The 14,292-nt window shown below is 59.1% G+C and carries 13 protein-coding genes; 11 read left to right on the top strand and 2 right to left on the bottom strand.

The features are described from left to right. Nucleotides 1-216 precede the first annotated feature (216 nt). The 5 genes from rplM to GH784_RS18515 all read left to right on the top strand — a co-directional run bounded on the left by rplM (nt 217) and on the right by GH784_RS18515 (nt 4,096). Nucleotides 217-681, top strand: coding sequence for a 50S ribosomal protein L13 (gene rplM / locus GH784_RS18535; RefSeq protein WP_038490710.1), 465 nt, complete (start codon nt 217-219; stop codon nt 679-681). A gap of 2 nt (nt 682-683) precedes the next feature. Continuing rightward, nucleotides 684-1,151: a 30S ribosomal protein S9 gene (rpsI, locus tag GH784_RS18530; RefSeq protein ID WP_003512631.1), complete on the top strand. Its 468-nt coding sequence runs from the start codon at nt 684-686 to the stop codon at nt 1,149-1,151. Between the two features lie 131 nt (nt 1,152-1,282). Continuing rightward, nucleotides 1,283-2,236 (top strand): agmatinase, encoded by a 954-nt coding sequence (gene speB / locus GH784_RS18525; protein ID WP_003512629.1) that lies wholly within the window; start codon nt 1,283-1,285, stop codon nt 2,234-2,236. A gap of 71 nt (nt 2,237-2,307) precedes the next feature. After that, a complete protein-coding gene (gene argC, locus GH784_RS18520; protein ID WP_153793668.1) occupies nt 2,308-3,240 on the top strand; it encodes an N-acetyl-gamma-glutamyl-phosphate reductase in 933 nt (310 codons plus the stop codon). A 10-nt stretch (nt 3,241-3,250) separates the two neighbouring features. Further along, nucleotides 3,251-4,096 (top strand): aminoglycoside phosphotransferase family protein, encoded by an 846-nt coding sequence (locus tag GH784_RS18515; protein WP_065704713.1) that lies wholly within the window; start codon nt 3,251-3,253, stop codon nt 4,094-4,096. A 6-nt stretch (nt 4,097-4,102) separates the two neighbouring features. Here GH784_RS18515 and GH784_RS18510 read toward each other — a convergent pair whose 3' ends face one another. Further along, the gene (locus tag GH784_RS18510; protein WP_025593237.1) at nt 4,103-5,206 is read right to left on the bottom strand and encodes a COX15/CtaA family protein; all 1,104 of its coding nucleotides are present in this window, start codon (nt 5,204-5,206) and stop codon (nt 4,103-4,105) included. 242 nt (nt 5,207-5,448) lie between these two features. On the opposite strand from GH784_RS18510, the gene GH784_RS18505 reads away from it, so the two are divergent. Beyond that, a complete protein-coding gene (locus tag GH784_RS18505; protein ID WP_003512618.1) occupies nt 5,449-5,661 on the top strand; it encodes a DUF2842 domain-containing protein in 213 nt (70 codons plus the stop codon). Between the two features lie 98 nt (nt 5,662-5,759). Continuing rightward, nucleotides 5,760-6,992 carry a polysaccharide biosynthesis GNAT family N-acetyltransferase UppA gene (gene uppA / locus GH784_RS18500; RefSeq protein ID WP_065704715.1) on the top strand — a complete coding sequence of 411 codons (1,233 nt, stop codon included), beginning with the start codon at nt 5,760-5,762 and terminating at the stop codon, nt 6,990-6,992. A gap of 21 nt (nt 6,993-7,013) precedes the next feature. Here uppA and uppB read toward each other — a convergent pair whose 3' ends face one another. Beyond that, nucleotides 7,014-9,278: a polysaccharide biosynthesis protein UppB gene (gene uppB / locus GH784_RS18495; protein WP_065704717.1), complete on the bottom strand. Its 2,265-nt coding sequence runs from the start codon at nt 9,276-9,278 to the stop codon at nt 7,014-7,016. 209 nt (nt 9,279-9,487) lie between these two features. Here uppB and uppC point away from each other — a divergent pair, with 209 nt between their 5' ends. The 4 genes from uppC (at nt 9,488) to uppF (ending at nt 14,233) form a co-directional block, all read left to right on the top strand. Then, nucleotides 9,488-10,060, top strand: coding sequence for a polysaccharide export protein UppC (uppC, locus tag GH784_RS18490; protein WP_003512614.1), 573 nt, complete (start codon nt 9,488-9,490; stop codon nt 10,058-10,060). A 17-nt stretch (nt 10,061-10,077) separates the two neighbouring features. Beyond that, nucleotides 10,078-11,220 carry a polysaccharide biosynthesis type 4 glycosyltransferase UppD gene (gene uppD, locus GH784_RS18485; RefSeq protein WP_065704719.1) on the top strand — a complete coding sequence of 381 codons (1,143 nt, stop codon included), beginning with the start codon at nt 10,078-10,080 and terminating at the stop codon, nt 11,218-11,220. A gap of 221 nt (nt 11,221-11,441) precedes the next feature. Further along, a complete protein-coding gene (uppE, locus tag GH784_RS18480) occupies nt 11,442-12,995 on the top strand; it encodes a polysaccharide biosynthesis glycosyltransferase UppE (protein WP_065704721.1) in 1,554 nt (517 codons plus the stop codon). Next, nucleotides 12,992-14,233 (top strand): polysaccharide biosynthesis O-antigen ligase family protein UppF, encoded by a 1,242-nt coding sequence (gene uppF / locus GH784_RS18475; RefSeq protein ID WP_065661100.1) that lies wholly within the window; start codon nt 12,992-12,994, stop codon nt 14,231-14,233. Before uppE ends, uppF begins: the two co-directional genes overlap by 4 nt. Nucleotides 14,234-14,292 lie beyond the last annotated feature (59 nt).

Raw genomic sequence — 14,292 nt, 5'->3', positions numbered from 1 at the left:
AAATAAACCATTGTTTTTATTGATTTATTTTTACAGTCAGCAAAATCCGTCATATTGACGCTTCATCCAGCACACCGTATAAGCGCGCCAGATCGGATTCCAAAGGGAATATGGTCATTTGCGGTCGCCTTCGGGTGACCAAACCAAGCAACAAGAAACGCCCGTATGCTCTTACTTTAAAAGAGGATGACGGGTCCACGTTAGAAAGTGAAATCCATGTCTACTTTCGTTCAGAAGCCTGCTGAGGTGGAGAAGAAGTGGGTCATCATCGACGCCGAAGGCCTCGTTGTTGGTCGCCTCGCCACCATCATTGCAACCCGCCTGCGCGGCAAGCACAAGGCCACCTACACCCCCCACGTCGATGATGGCGACAACGTCATCGTCATCAACGCGGAAAAGATTGCCTTCACCGGCAACAAGTACTCCGACAAGAAGTACTACTGGCACACCGGTCACCCGGGTGGCATCAAGGAGCGTACGGCTCGCCAGATCATCGAAGGTCGCTTCCCGGAGCGCGTCGTTGAAAAGGCCGTCGAGCGCATGATCCCGCGCGGCCCGCTCGGCCGTCGTCAGATGAAGAACCTGCGCGTTTACGCCGGCTCGAACCACCCGCACGAAGCACAGCAGCCCGTCGTTCTCGACGTAGCCGTGCTCAACAAGAAGAACGTAAGGAGCGCCTGATAATGGCCGATCTTTCCTCTCTGAAAGACCTCGCCCCTGCATCGGAAGCTTCTGCTCCCGTGCACGTCCGCAAGGTTGACACTCTCGGCCGCTCCTACGCGACCGGCAAGCGCAAGAACGCCGTTGCCCGCGTATGGGTAAAGCCGGGTTCTGGCAAGATCATCATCAACGGCCGCGATTTCACCACGTATTTCGCACGTCCGGTTCTGCAGATGATCCTTCAGCAGCCGATCGTTGCCGTTGCACGCACGGGCCAGTTCGACATCATCGCTACCGTTGCCGGTGGTGGTCTGTCCGGTCAGGCCGGTGCCGTTCGTCACGGTCTGTCCAAGGCCCTCACCTACTTCGAACCGGGCCTGCGCGCCGTTCTGAAGAAGGGTGGCTTCCTGACCCGCGACAGCCGCGTTGTCGAACGTAAGAAGTACGGTAAGGCCAAGGCCCGCCGTTCGTTCCAGTTCTCCAAGCGCTAATCGCTTCTCGGAACCGTTCGTTCAAAACTTCGAAAAGGCGGGGCTTCGGCTCCGCCTTTTTTCATTGCCATCCTCCTTGTTTTTTCGGCGAGAAGACAGCACCCTCAGCGCAAACCGCAATGGGGTGATCAATGCCATCAAAAACCATCGACCATGCCTTCACCGCAGCAACGCTGACATCGGCTGCGACCGACCCGACCCATGCGGGCGTCCTCTCCTTCATGCGGCGCAAATATACCAAGATCCTCAAGGGCGTATCGACGGCCGTCTGGGGTGTCCCCTTTGATGCAGCGACATCCAACAGGCCGGGTGCACGCTTCGGGCCGCAGGCGATCCGCCGCGCCTCCGCGATTTTCGACAACGACCCGCAATATCCCTTTGCCCGCGATCTTTTCGCCCATATGCCGACCATCGATTATGGCGACTGCCTGCTCGACTACGGCAATCACTGGAAAACGCCTGATACGATCGAAAAGGAAGCGCGCAAGATCATCTCCAAGACGGATTATCTGCTGACGCTTGGCGGCGACCATTTCATCACCTGGCCGCTGCTGAAGGCGCATGTGGCAAAGCACGGCCCGCTGGCGCTGGTGCATTTCGATGCGCATCAGGATACCTGGTTCGACGACGGCAAACGCATTGACCATGGTTCCTTCGTGGCCCGCGCCGTGCGCGATGGTCTGATCGATGCCGATCGTTCCATCCAGATCGGCATTCGCACCCATGCGCCTGAGGATTTCGGCATCCGCATTCTCCACGGTTACGAGGTGGAGGAGATGCGGGCGAGCGACATCGCCTCGCTGATCATCAAGCACACGGCAGGCATGCCCACCTATCTGACCTTCGATATCGATTGCCTCGATCCAGCCTTCGCGCCCGGAACCGGTACGCCTGTGGCCGGTGGGCCGACAAGCGCCAAGATATTGTCCGTCCTTCGCGGACTCGGGCAGCTCGATATTCGCGGCTCCGATGTGGTGGAGGTCGCGCCCGCTTACGACCATGCTGATATCACTGCCATTGCCGGAGCGACCGTTGCAATGTATATGCTTGGCCTGCGCGCCGAACGGCTGGCGAAGGCCGGCTGAACCGACGCCCGGGCGCTTAGCAAACTGAATCCGATTACACTCGCAACCCTCTGAAAAGTCAGGACAAGGACATGACAGCGAAGATCTTCATCGATGGCGAACACGGCACAACGGGTCTGCAGATCCGCACGCGCCTTGCTGGTCGCCGCGATATCGAGTTGCTGTCCATTCCCGAAGCCGAGCGCCGCAACGCCGCTATCCGCGAGGACATGCTCAACAACGCCGACATTTCGATTCTCTGCCTGCCGGATGATGCTTCCAGAGAAGCTGTCACCATGGTGGCGGGCAACAACAATGTCCGCATCATCGACACCTCGACCGCCTATCGTATCCATAAGGACTGGGCTTACGGCTTTGCCGAAATGGACAAGGAACAGGGCGAAAAGGTTCGTTCCGCCCGCTTCGTCGCCAATCCGGGCTGCTACCCGACCGGCGCGATCGGCCTTCTTCGTCCGCTGCGCGCCGCCGGCATTCTGCCCGATGGTTATCCCGTCAGCGTCAACGCCGTGTCCGGATATACCGGCGGCGGCAAGCAGATGATCGCGCAGATGGAAGATCAGAGCAGGGAAGATGCGATCAGTGCCAACAACTTCCTCTATGGCCTGACGCTTGCACACAAGCACGTGCCGGAAATGACCATTCACGGCCAGCTGGACCGCGCGCCGCTGTTTGCACCCTCCGTCGGGCGCTTCCCGCAGGGCATGATCGTGCAGGTTCCGCTGTTTGCCGCCGACCTCAAGGACGGCGCGACCATCGAGACCGTGCATGCCGCGCTCACCGCCCATTATGCCGGACAGGACATCGTCAGCGTCGTTCCACTTGCCGAAAGCATGGGGCTGTCCCGCATCGATGCCGAGGAACTGGCGGGCAAGGACACGATGAAGCTGTTCGTCTTCGGCACGCCGGGCGGCGAACACATCAATCTCGTCGCGCTGCTCGACAATCTCGGCAAGGGCGCATCGGGTGCGGCTGTCCAGAACATGGAGCTGATGCTCTCGGCATGAGGCTTTTTGCGTGAGCCGAGCTATCCCCTTTTTTCCGGCCTCGTGGAATATCGAGGCCGCAAAACAGATTGCCGATACGCCGGCCGGGGTGGTTTACGAAGTCAGACTTGGCAATGGTTCCCTTGCCATCGCCAAGGTACTTAAACACAAGGTTCTGAAAGACAGCCTTCGCGGGGCGGATTTCATCGAATGGCGGGCAGGTGTCGGCTGCGTGAAGCTGCTCGATCGCTCCGACGACATATTGCTCATGGAACATGCCGGCAATGAGACATTGCGCGACGTGCTTTTCCGCGACGGCGACGATGATGCCACGACCGCAATCGCCGCTGACGTTCTCCTTCACTATCACCAGCCTTCAACGCAGACGCCACCAGCAAGCCTGCTGACGCTGCCGCAATATTTCGAAAGTCTGTTCCGTAAAGCCGAGCACGATCGCAGCGAAGGCACGAACAGCCCCTATATCGAAGCCGCTTCGCTTGCCGAGGAGCTTATCGGGCACCAAAGCAATATTCGACCGCTGCACGGCGATCTGCATCACGAAAACATCATGCGCAGTGCGCGTGGCTGGATCATCATCGACCCGGCAGGCCTGATCGGCGATGAAGCACTCGACGTCGCCAACATGTTCTCCAATCCGCTCGACCGCTTCGATCTGACACGCAGCGAGGCACGCATCGCCTCCATGGCGTCGATTTTTGCGAAAGCGCTCAAACGGGACGAACGGGTGCTTCTACAATATGCCTTCGCCTACGGCTGCCTTTCGGCAGCATGGCACGAGGAAGATGGCAACACGCGCGAACGCGACGACGAACTGGCCGTCGCGACAACCATCAAGTCTGTCCTGAAGCAATTTTAAGGGTTTTCAGTCCCTGATCTCAACCGCGACAGGTGCCGGGTATTCGCCGAGGAAGCCTCGCCAATGGGCGACTGCAAAACCAAGTACCAGCAGCGCCATGCCCTGATGGGCGAGCGCCACATGAATGTCCACATGCATCAGAAGCGTGGTGATGCCGAGCGCCGCCTGAATGGAGATCAACACGAAGAACAGCACGGCGCGGCGGGCATGCGGCGTGCCGGGCAAGGCGCGAGCCAAGGACACCATATGCCACAGCGTGGCGGCAAACAGCGTATAAGCGCCGAGGCGGTGGACGAACTGCACCGTCTTCGGGTTTTCGAACAAGTTGATCCACCAGGGCTGTTGCAGGAAAAGATCGCCGGGCACCAGGGAGCCGTCCATCAGCGGCCACGTGTTGTAGGACAGGCCGGCATTCAACCCCGCCACCAGCGCGCCGAGATAAATCTGGAACAGACAGAGGAAGGTCAGCAGCGCGGCAAAACGGCGGCCGGTCGTTTCATTGGCAGCATCGGGCGAATGGTGCGACAGGCCGCGCAATATCCACATGCAGCCCGCAAAGATGAGGCACGCGATCGTCAGATGCGTTGCCAGGCGATATTGCGAGACATCTGTACGGTTGACGAGGCCGGAAGACACCATCCACCAGCCGACGAAGCCCTGAAAGCCGCCAAGTCCCAGAAGGCCGATGAGCGGCAGGCGCAAGCGCTTTTCGATGCGGCCGGTCAGCCAGAAGAAGGCGAGTGGCAGGGCGAAGATGAGACCGATGGCGCGGGCAAGCAGTCGATGCGCCCACTCCCACCAGAAGATCGTCTTGAACTCATCGAGCGACATGCCCCGGTTGATTTCCTGATATTGGGGAATACGCTTGTAGAGCTGGAATTCCTCTTCCCATTCGGCAACTGAAAGCGGCGGAATGGCGCCGTGGATGGGCTTCCATTCGGTAATTGACAGGCCAGACTCGGTCAGCCGCGTGGCGCCGCCGACAAGCACGAGACAGAACAGCGTGAAGAGAACGACGCGCAGCCAGATGCGCAGCAGGCGGCGATCCTTCTCCTGCTTCTGCAGGGCAGCCTCCACCACCATTTCCGCAGAACCATTTGCCATCGTCATGCCGCTCGAATGCATCTTTGAGGTCTCCATCATACAGTCATGTTGATTAGCCCCAACCGGCACCACAAAACAAGGCCTCAGGGTTTGCGGCATCCGGTCGCGGCGGTATAGTTGCGCCAGACACTAGATCGTCCTGTCTCTGCTTCGAATCACCACGACGATCTAGATTTTTTGTTTTACGCATGTCTTTTCCCCAAAACCGATGACACTTTTGGGATACATGCTCGGTTACGGAAGATTTCATGCACCCTCGCCTCAGATCGCTCATCGGCACCATCGTCATCATCTGCCTCGTCGTCATCTACGCCGTAGCGGCGACGGCCATCGCGTCGGCGACGCTGGCGCAATCTCCATGGTGGGTGCATCTTGCCTACTTCGTGCTGAGTGGGCTTTTGTGGATACTGCCCGCCATGCTGGTCATCAAATGGATGGCCGGCTCCAAAAAACAGGAATAGGCACCTGCCTTCTACGGGACATCCAGAGGTCGCAATTTTATAAACCTCTTGTTTGCCGCTCAACGATATAGTCTCACCGAAACAACCGGAGAGCGTGGATGGCGGCTGAAGCGCCGGTCATAGTCAGCGAGGGTGAAGGACCAGCCGCCGTGCAAAACGAGCGGCGGGGCGCCGATCGCCTGGCTATCGATCTCGTCGACGATGCCTCCACTATCCGCGCCGACTGGGAACAGCTGGAGAGCGACCCGCTCAATTCGCTGCATCAGGGTTATGGCTGGTGCTCCATCTGGGCGCAAACGCAGGACAGACCCCTCCTCATCATTCGCGGCAGGCAAAGCGGAAAGACCGTGTTCCTGCTGCCGCTCGAAATCGTTCTGGAAGGCGGCATCCGCAAGGCACGTTTTCCCGGCGGCCGTTTCAACAATATCAATACCGGGCTTTTCGACCGGTCCTTCGCCGAAGCAGCCAGCCACAAAACGGCAGCAGCCATTGCCCGCGAAGCGCGAAAGCTGCTGCGTGGCCAGGCGGATATTCTTGCCTTGCAGAACATACCGCTGATCTGGCGCGGCAGGACCAACCCGCTCTCGCATCTGGCATCAGTCGAAAACCAGAACCCGGCCTTCCAGATTCCCTTACTGGCAAATTTTGAGAGCACGCTTCGGCAGATCAACGCCAAGAGGCGCCGGAAGAAATTCCGCATCCAGAGCCGGAGAGCCGAGGAAATGGGTGGTTACAGCCATGTGATCGCCCGTTCGCCACAGGAAAAGTGCGAATTATTGCAGACGTTTTTCCGGCAGAAGGCAGCCCGGTTCGCATCGCAGGGCATTCCGGATGTTTTTCGCGATCAATCGGTAAAAGACTTTTTCTATGACCTCGCAAATTTTCCGGAGATCGGCACAGACAGTCTTCTGGAAATACACGCCATTCGTCTGCATGGTCAAAATGAAGGTTTCATCGCTGCCATATCCGGACTTTCGCGCAAGCAGGATCACATCATCTGCCAGTTCGGTTCTATCGATGAGACCTTCGCGGAAATCAGCCCCGGTGAGCTGCTGTTCTGGCTGATGATCGAACGGGCTTGCAGTGAAAATGCGGCGATCTTCGATTTCGGCGTCGGTGACCAGCCCTACAAGCGCAGCTGGTGTCCGCTTTTCACCGTGCAGCATGATATTTTCCTGCCGGTGACGTTGAAGGGCCGCGCGGCAGCCTCTGCCTACGTTGCCATTGCCCGGACAAAGAGCCTGATCAAATCCAATCCGGCACTCTATGCGTTCATTCAGCGTTTCCGCGCCGGTCGGCCGAGCATGGACGCAACGCCCGCTGCCGACTGACCGGTTATCGGCCACAGCATCTCAGGCGGCGCTCAGACGGTCCGGTTTGCGCATGCCGGTCATCGGCAATGCCTGCTCGTAGCCGTGGGCAACCAGTTCTCCGAGGGTCTTTTCCAGCAATTCGCTATCATTACCGGGAACGGACACGACGATTTCCGCCGGCAGATTGCGCAGCATTTTCTCAAGGCTCGATATCTGCACCGCGCCGCATTCCACGAGAACCGTGTCATAGGCGTCGGAAAGCGCGCTGAGGATCATGGTCAACCGGTCGATCGCGCGCATGGCCTCACGCGGCTGCGCATTGCCGCGCGGCACGATATGGGCATCGGAAAGCCGGTCGCCGTGAATGGTTTCGCCAAAGGCGGCGGCACCCGCCAAAAGGTCCATGACGCCCGGCAGTCCGGTCTCAGGCGCCATCAGGCGCGTCGGACAGGCCGATGCCGTCATATCGACGAGAACGACCGAACGGCCCATTTCGGACAGGGCGCGCGCCAGCATGACGGTGGTGGTCGAACCACTATCACCAGCTGGAGACACGACCGCTGCGACGGATTTGGCAAGACGGGTGGCGAGGAAAGACGCGACGGCGTCGATCGAGAAATTGTCGGCGTTGTCGATCTCTTCTTCCGCAGCGTCCACTTTCGCAGCCGCAGCGTCTGCAACCGGCAGGGCCGATTTGGCAGCAACGGCTGCGACCGGTATCTGCGCTTCCTGTTCGACAATGGACTGGCGGGCAGCGGCAGGCATGGAACGAACCGCAGGCGGCGCATCCTCTTCACGTGCGGGAAGCGGTTGCTCCGGCGTATCCGGTGTCTCATCCGTGTCAGCACGCGCTCTCGCGGGCGGTGGTGGATCGGACAGCGGCGGGACATGGGTCTTGCCAACCGGCTTCAACGCCCGCCCGGTGAACAGTTCCACGAGCATGACGACGATGCAGGAGAGAAGGAAGGCCGCCAGCGTGACGACAATGGTGATGGCGCCGGTCTTCGGGAAGTAGGGTTCGCGCGGCTCCACTGCCGTTGAAATCACGCGGGCATCGGCGGGCGTGGATTCGGCTGAACCGGCGCGCGACGTCGCCTCGCGGTAACGGGCGAGATAGGTTTCAAGAAGCTGGCGCTGGGCCGAAGCCTCGCGCTCCAGGTCGTTTAGGCCAACCTGCTGCTCACCGGCGCGTACGCTTTCCGTTTTCAGCACATTCAATTGCTGAACCAGTTGCCGCTCCCGCAGGCGGGACACATTGGCCTCGTTTTCGAGACTTGCGAGCACCTTGCGGGTCTCTTCCTGAATCTGCCGTTGTATGCCGTCAATTTGGCTGCGCAGCGCCTTGATACGCGGATGGCCTTCCAGCAGCGAGGAAGACAGATCGGAAATCTGGCTGCGCATGGCAGCCTCGCTTTCCTTCAGTCTCTGGATCATCGGCGAGGCGACGACGTCGGGGAAAGTATCCAGCGGGCGGCCGCTCGAAAGCGCGTTGCGCACGCCTTCTGCCCGCGCCTCCGCATTCGCCCGCTCGCCGCGGATACGGCCAAGTTCGGTCGAGATATCGCTGAGTTGCCGGGTGGCGAGCGTTTCGCCCTGCCCTGCCGACAGAATATCGGACGAGGCGCGGTAGTCCGCGACCTTCCTGTCCGCATCGCGAACCTTCTCACGCAGACTGGCGATTTCCGGCTCCAGCCAGCGTGCCGCCTCCGTGCTTGTGTCCAGTTTCGCGCCGCTCTGCAGCGCGATATAGGCCTTCATCATCGCGTTGGGGACTGCTGCCGCAAGCATGGGGTCCTCGGACGAGAACTCGACCGTGATGACGCGCGAGCTTTCTACCTGGTAGACCTGCAACCTCTCCTGGAACGCCTTCAGTATCCGTTCCTCTGGCGGCACCTGCTGCGGATCTTTCTTGACGCCGACAGCAACCAGCAGCTTCGAGACGAGAGAAGGACGCGCGGCCGGGTCAAGCTCCTGCCGCTCATAAAGCTTCATATCTTTCGCGACCTGCTTGATGAGGTCAACAGATTGCAGGATCTGCACCTGGCTGGAGATGGTCAATTCATCGAGCACGGGTTCGGCGGGCGCATTCGACTGCTGCGACGCACCGAAGGAGGCCGCGCGCGATTCGATGAGGACGCGCGCCTCGCCCTTGTAAGCGGGCGACATCATGCTTGCGACAACGAAGGCGGCGCCCCCGGCAAGCAGCGTGATCGCCGCTATCCTGCCCTTGCGCTGCCATATGGCAGCGACGAGCCGCGCGAGATCGATATCCACATCCCTGTCATCAATGCGATCGCCGTTCATACGGGCTCCGTAACCGAGATACACCTCGGGCGCTCAAATATAGAGGCCAATTTTCGCGAAGTTTAAGTCTTTCCGGTAACACAACAGTTAATTGTGACGAAGCCGATGAAATAAAGCCGATATTACCATCCTTGCGACTGGCTGTTTACCGCCCATTAACCCTAACAGAACGATAAGAATGCTCATAGTTCGACTCGGAGCCAGATGAGATGCCGCTCGCCGGATCACGACATGTCACCGCACTGACGCTTGCCGTTCTAACGGCCCTTTCCGGTTGCGCGGCATATCAACCTGCGCCCAAGGCGTTTCACGAGGGCGCCCTGCAGCCCTATCATGTCGATAGCGGTGACAGGCTGCGCATCAACGTGTTCGAACAGACCGGGCTGACAAATACCTATACTGTCGATCAGGCCGGTTATGTCGCCTTCCCGCTTGTCGGTCAGGTTCCCGCCCGAGGCAAGACGCTGCCGCAGCTCGAAGCCGCCATTGCCGCCAAGTTGCGTCAGGGTTATCTGCGCGATCCCGATGTGACGATCGAGATCGATCGTTATCGCCCCGTCTTCATCATGGGCGAAGTCGGCCGTCCCGGCCAATATTCCTACGTGCCGGGCATGACGGCGCAGAACGCCATCGCCATCGCCGGCGGCTTCACGCCACGCGCCAATCAGGCCGATGTCGATATCACCCGCAAGATCAATACCGAGGTGATGACCGGCAGGATCGGGATCACCGCACCAATTCTTGCGGGCGATACGGTCTATGTGCGTGAACGCTTCTTCTGAAAAACGGAGCGGCTGACATGGCGGATGACGGTCCTCCCCTGCGCATCATTCACTGTTTCCGCTCTCCCGTCGGTGGCGTGTTCCGCCATGTCCGCGACCTGATCGAAGAACACGTCAAGCAGGGCCACAAGGTCGGCATCGTCTGTGACAGCTCGACCGGCGGCGCGCATGAGGAACGGCTTTTCGCGCAGATCGCCCCGATGCTGGAGCTAGGGTTGACCCGCCTGCCGATCAAGCGCTCGATCAGCCCCGGTGACCTGTGGGCGCTCGTTAAGTCCTACAACCATATCAAAAGTTTGCGGCCGGATATTTTGCATGGGCACAGCGCCAAGGGTGGCGCTCTGGCCCGGCTGATCGGCTCACTGTTGCGGGTGAACAAGTATCGCGTAGCCCGCCTCTATTCGCCGCACGGCGGCAGCCTGCATTACGATCGCAAAAGCCTTAAAGGGCAGCTGTTCCTGCGTATCGAGCGGTTTCAGGAGCATTTCACGGACGCCCTGTGTTTCGTTTGCAATTTCGAACAGGAAACCTACGAAAACAAGGTCGGCAAACCACGCACCCGCACGGCGATGATCTATAACGGCGTGCAGGAAAGCGAGTTTGAAACCGTGCCCGCCCGCGAAGGGGCAGCGCGCTTTCTCTATATCGGCATGCTGCGTGACCTGAAGGGCCCCGACATCTTCATCAAGGCATTCGCCAAGATGGAACGCAGCATCGGCCAGCCCATGTCCGGCGTCATTGTGGGCGATGGGCCGGACAGGGACAAATATGCTGATATGATCGTCAAGGCCGGACTTTCGCAGCGCATTTCCATGCACGCCGCCATGCCAGCGAGACAGGCGTTCGCGCTAGCGACGACTGTTGTCGTCCCCTCACGCGCCGAGGCGATGCCTTACATCGTGCTGGAAGCGCTTGCTGCGGGCAAAACCGTCATCGCCTCGCATGTTGGAGGCATAGCTGAGGTTCTGGGAGAAGACAGCGAGGCGCTCGTTCCGGCTGGAGACGCTGATGCGCTGGCAAAGATAATGGTCAAGGATGCAGAGAGCCCGGACTGGGGAAAACGGGTGATGCCCCGCCCCGACAGCTTCAAGGCGAAATTTTCAACGCCTGTCATGGCCGACGACATGATGAAGCTCTATCGTCACCTGCTTTCGCTGTAGAAACATTTCAAAAACACGATTTTTAATTGTATATTCCGCCGTCCTGTAGAAACTCATCATAAACGTTTCTTAGCATGTTTCGGCTAGTTTCCTGCTCGTAGAGCGCACGTATCCGCACGGATGCGAAAACTGTGCTCTACCACTTTGAAGTTGCGCATCGTTCCCTTCGAAAATCGATTCCGATTTTCGGGCCGATGGGCTGGAGGGTGCGGACCAAAGCAATGACCAAGGCTGACAAGGGAAGACTTGAATTCGATCTGGCGACGTTGCGCCAGCAAATCTCCGGGCGGGATGCGGGTGAGCCTTCCGCATCGGAAAGCGTTGTTCTCAATCCACTTGCACGGCAGATCGCCAACCAGCTTCGCGCCGGCAACCATTCGCCAAACATGGTCATCGGCCAATTGCGTCTTCTCGAATTTTCGATGCTTGCGATCATCGCGGCCATCGTCAACGGCATCGCTGCGCGGCAGGGGCTTGAAACCTTTCTTGCGGTTTTCGGCATTGGGGTGCTGGGCGCGGCGGTTTGCGTGTTTCTTTTGCAGGCCGGCGACTGTTACCAGTTGCCGACGCTGCGCGCGCCGCTGAAAATGTTTGCCCGCATTCAGGGCGCCGTCTGCCTGTCCTTCGTCACCGTCGCCGGCATCCTTCTCCTGTTTTTGCCGGAAGCGCTGCATTCCTGGCAGACTTTTGCCATCTGGTACGCCACCGGCGCAATCGCCATTTTCACCGGACGGCTGATCCTCGGCTTCGCCATTCGCCACTGGGGCCGCAACGGCGTGATGGAGCGTCGCGCCGTGATCGTCGGTGGCGGCGATGCCGCCAAGGACCTCATCCGCTCGCTCGAACAGCAAACGGACAATGATATCCGCATCTGCGGCATTTTCGACGACCGGAAAAGCGAGCGTTCGCCCGATGTGGTTGCCGGCTACCCCAAGCTCGGCACCTTCGCGGAACTGGTGGAATTCGCCCGCCTGACGAAGCTCGACATGCTGATCATCGCCCTGCCGCTCAGTGCCGAGGCGCGTATCCTCCAGCTCCTGCGCAAGCTGTGGGTGCTACCCGTCGATATCCGTATCGCGGCGCATGCCAACAAATTGCGTTTCCGCCCCCGCGCCTATTCCCATGTCGGCGCAGTGCCGATGCTCGACGTGTTCGACAAGCCGATACGCGACTGGGATTCGGTGGGGAAAAGGGTGTTCGACATCGTCTTCAGCATTATCGGCATCGTTCTGTTGTGGCCGGTGATGCTTGGCGCGGCGATTGCCGTCAAGACGACATCCAAAGGCCCGGTGTTCTTCAAGCAGAAGCGTCATGGCTTCAACAATGAAACGATCAATGTCTGGAAGTTCCGTTCCATGTATACGGAACTCAGCGATCCCACGGCAAAAAAGGCCGTCACGAAAAACGATCCGCGTGTCACGCCGGTCGGGCGGTTCCTGCGAAAATCCTCGATGGACGAGCTGCCACAGCTTTTCAACGTTCTTTACGGCGATCTTTCACTGGTCGGGCCGCGTCCGCACGCCGTGCACGCCCAGACGGGCGACCTGAAATATACCGAGGTGGTGGAGCATTATTTTGCCCGGCACAAGGTCAAGCCCGGTGTTACCGGCTGGGCGCAGATCAATGGCTGGCGTGGTGAGATTGACCACGGCGACAAGATCAAGTTCCGCACCGAATACGATCTCTATTATATCGAGAACTGGTCGCTGCTTCTCGATCTCAAGATCCTGTTCCTGACGCCGATCCGGCTGCTCAAATCGGAAAATGCCTATTGACCCACACCGGTTACCAGCACGCACCGGATTTTGACGCACCGCTTGCTGCCATGCGGCTGGTCGGCGCGTTCTTCATTGCCTTCGGCGTCTTTCTTTCCGGCTTCGTGATTTCCGAACCGGCGCCCTATGAGCTGATGATGGTGGGGCAAGTAGCCATCTGGTTCCTGCTGGGATTGCGCCTTTCGCGCACCGTCGTCCTGCTTTTGTGCCTGCTGCTTGCCTTCAATGTCGGCGGTTATCTTTCGCTGACCACCATGGCCAATCTCGACGAGGGGCCGCTTTATCTCGCCGTGTCGACCTTTCTGGCGCTGACCTCGGTTTTTTATGCTGCGATCATCGAGGACAAGCACCAGCGGCTGCTGCTGATTTTCCGGGCCTGGCTCGCCGCAGCGTTGATTACCTCCCTGCTCGGCATCATCGGATATTTTCACGCCATTCCCGGTTTCGAGGTCTTTACCCTTTACGATCGCGCCAAGGGCGCCTTTCAGGACCCGAACGTCTTCGGTCCCTTCCTGGTGACGCCGTCGCTGTACCTGATTTACGGCCTGCTCTCCGGCAAGGCGATGCATGCGCCATGGCGGATCCTTGGCCTGCTCATTCTGTCTCTTGCCGTGTTCCTGTCGTTTTCACGCGCCGCATGGGGCCTTTTCCTGTTTTCGGCAGTGCTTCTGGTTTTCGTCATGCTGCTGAAAGAGCGTACGGCGGCATTCCGGCTGAAAATCCTCGTTCTGTTTCTCGTCGCCGTGGCATTGATGGTGGCAGCCGTCATCATCGCCCTGCAATTCAAGCAGGTAGCAGACCTGTTCTCCAGCCGCGCCTCGGCGGTGCAATCCTATGATGGCGGCCATCTCGGACGTTTTGCCCGCCACTATCTCGGTTTCCTGATGGCGATGGAACATCCGCTCGGCATCGGCCCCATGGTGTTCGACGACATCTTTCCCGCCGCGGAACATAATATCTGGCTGAAGAGCCTGACCACGCATGGCTGGTTCGGCTTCGTCATCTATCTCACGCTGATCTGCTGGACCATTGCCGCCTGCTTCAAACTGCTGCTGCGCCAGCGGCCCTGGCAGCCGTTTCTCATCATTTCCTGGGTAACCTTTGTCGGGCATGTGATGATCGGCAACGTCATTGACACCGACCACTGGCGGCATTTCTTCCTGCTGCTCGGCATATTGTGGGGATGCATGGCTCTGGAAAAGCGCGAAAGCCTGCGCCAAAGCAGAAGTGCCACCTAAAGTCCTTCCCCTTACGGAACCTTACATTATTTCATGCGTTTAGCCCGCGATCATGATTG

It is taken from the genome of Agrobacterium tumefaciens, from assembly GCF_009649785.1.
GTDB lineage: Bacteria > Pseudomonadota > Alphaproteobacteria > Rhizobiales > Rhizobiaceae > Agrobacterium > Agrobacterium tumefaciens.
The sequence above is the reverse complement of the archived record's forward strand: the minus strand, read 5'-3'. Positions and strand labels throughout refer to the sequence as shown.